The sequence below is a fragment of the Frateuria defendens genome (assembly GCF_001182895.1).
Lineage (GTDB): Bacteria > Pseudomonadota > Gammaproteobacteria > Xanthomonadales > Rhodanobacteraceae > Frateuria_B > Frateuria_B defendens.
In genome coordinates this window covers 1-1,821 of sequence record NZ_LFQR01000193.1, presented here as the reverse complement: position 1 = coordinate 1,821, position 1,821 = coordinate 1, and the positions used below count along the sequence as shown (strand labels likewise).

Here is a 1,821-nt window from a genome sequence, read left to right as displayed (position 1 = left end):
GCGTGATGTGGGGAATCAGGAGAGCGCTTCAATGGGGGTGCCGTGCGGCGTCCATGCCGCACCCTGCGGGCCGACGCTGCCGGAGGCACGGCTGGCCTTCAGGCCATGACGCGTGCGGACTTCGGGAAAGGCAGCCGCATGCGCGGCTACGGGCCGGCGGGCGTGGAGATTCGGCCTCGCGGCGAAATCGCGGACAATGCGGCCAGATGGCCCCGGTACGGTGTCGGCCGGCATGGCATAACATATCACCTGGTGATAGCATGGTTGCAACGCACGACCACAGTCTGGACAACTTGTTGTTGCTGCATGGCGAGGTCTATGACCAGGGCGGCGGTTTCTGGATCAAGATCGAGGCGTGGGAGGTGGCGGCGGACGAGCACATTCCGCACGGCATCCGCTACGCGCTCACGCTGCATGACCGGCATGGCACGCGCTTGCTGGGCTACGACAACGCGCATGCGGTGAAACCGCCGAAGCGCAAGAAGTTCGCCGGGCGGCGGCTGGCGTACGACCACAAGCACCGGCACGCACGGGACAAGGGCGTGCCCTACGAGTTCACCAGCGCCGACCAGTTGCTCAAGGATTTCTTTGGCGAGGTCGACCGCGTGTTGAAGGAGGCAAAGGCATGAAGAAGATCGTCATTGGCATCGCCACGCAGGAAGCCATCCGCACCCGCGCACTCGCTATCGCGCGAGGGGAACGCAAGCCGGCGGCGGGCGAGCCGAAAATCTGGTTCACGTCCATGCGTTCGCTGGCCGAGGTGTTGTCCGACGACAACCGCGCCTTGCTGAAGCTGATCCGTGAGCAGAAGCCGGAGTCGCTGAACCATCTGGCCGAGCTGAGCGGGCGCGCGCCCAGCAACCTGTCGCGCACCCTGAAGACGATGGAGCGCTACGGGCTGGTGGAGCTGCGCCGGCAGGCGCGGCAAGTGCAGCCTGTGGCCAAGGCCAGCGAGTTCCTGATTCAGGCTGCGTGAGATAAGGATGCCCGAGTAACGTGAGCGAGCGAATCGGCGGCAGGATTCAATGGCTTCGGTAGTAACCAAGGCCACACCTGATCGACTGTTTGCTGGAGGTCGCGAGTTGTGAGACAAGGGGCGCGGATCATTACCGCCGGCTGTGGTCGTACCGCTTGATGCAAGGAGGGGATATGGCTGACGGGTTGCTGTCGCAGTCTGACGCTGATGCGTTGTTGCGGATGGAGAAGGAGCGTGCAAATGGCGACCCCGTGGCTTTCCCTGATCTCGGCGGCCGTATTGAGGTGCCACTGGTCTCGCGGGATGGCCGGGAGTCGTTCTCGCTCGACATCAACCGAAAGCGTATCGCGCTGACCACGGGTTACCAGACGCGTGGCCGGCAGACCATCGTCTTAGCCAGGCTCGATTTTGCCGCGCCCCACCGCAACCCTGATGGCACGGAAATTGGCGTGCCGCATCTACATCTGTACCGAGAAGGGTACGGTGATCGTTGAGCGTACCCGGTGCCGGAAGGCATGCTAAGTGCGCCAGGCGATGCCCGCCGAGTGCTGCATGACTTCATGGTGTACTGCCGGGTCGTTGTTGCGCCGGATATCACGTTTGGGCTGTTTGCATGAATACGACTAGCGACCTTGTTGACCGTTACTACGCGTGGCTGAAGGCCAAGACGTCGTGGCGGGAGACTGCTGGCTGGACGGAGATCACGACGCCGTATCTAGATCGGCACAACGACTACATCCAGCTCTACTTGCGCGAGGTCGACGGCGAGTTCGTGTTGACGGACGATGGCTACACCATCGCCGACCTCATTCAGTCTGGTTGCTCGCTAGGGATGCTCTGATCTA

General features: G+C 62.7%; 4 protein-coding genes. All 4 read left to right on the top strand.

Annotated features, from left to right (window positions below; translation table 11 throughout):
* The first annotated feature begins 260 nt into the window (after positions 1-260).
* The 4 genes from ACH65_RS17785 (at position 261) to ACH65_RS17770 (ending at position 1,817) form a co-directional block, all read left to right on the top strand.
* Positions 261-629: a toxin-antitoxin system TumE family protein gene (locus ACH65_RS17785; protein WP_049623976.1), complete on the top strand. Its 369-nt coding sequence runs from the start codon at positions 261-263 to the stop codon at positions 627-629.
* Positions 626-976 (top strand): HVO_A0114 family putative DNA-binding protein, encoded by a 351-nt coding sequence (locus ACH65_RS17780; protein WP_049623975.1) that lies wholly within the window; start codon positions 626-628, stop codon positions 974-976. The genes ACH65_RS17785 and ACH65_RS17780 overlap by 4 nt, the downstream gene beginning before the upstream one ends.
* Positions 977-1,149: 173 nt before the next feature.
* Positions 1,150-1,470 (top strand): DUF6978 family protein, encoded by a 321-nt coding sequence (locus ACH65_RS17775; protein WP_202594242.1) that lies wholly within the window; start codon positions 1,150-1,152, stop codon positions 1,468-1,470.
* Positions 1,471-1,589: 119 nt separating this feature from the next.
* Positions 1,590-1,817: a DUF1828 domain-containing protein gene (locus ACH65_RS17770; RefSeq protein WP_049623974.1), complete on the top strand. Its 228-nt coding sequence runs from the start codon at positions 1,590-1,592 to the stop codon at positions 1,815-1,817.
* Positions 1,818-1,821: the final 4 nt, after the last annotated feature.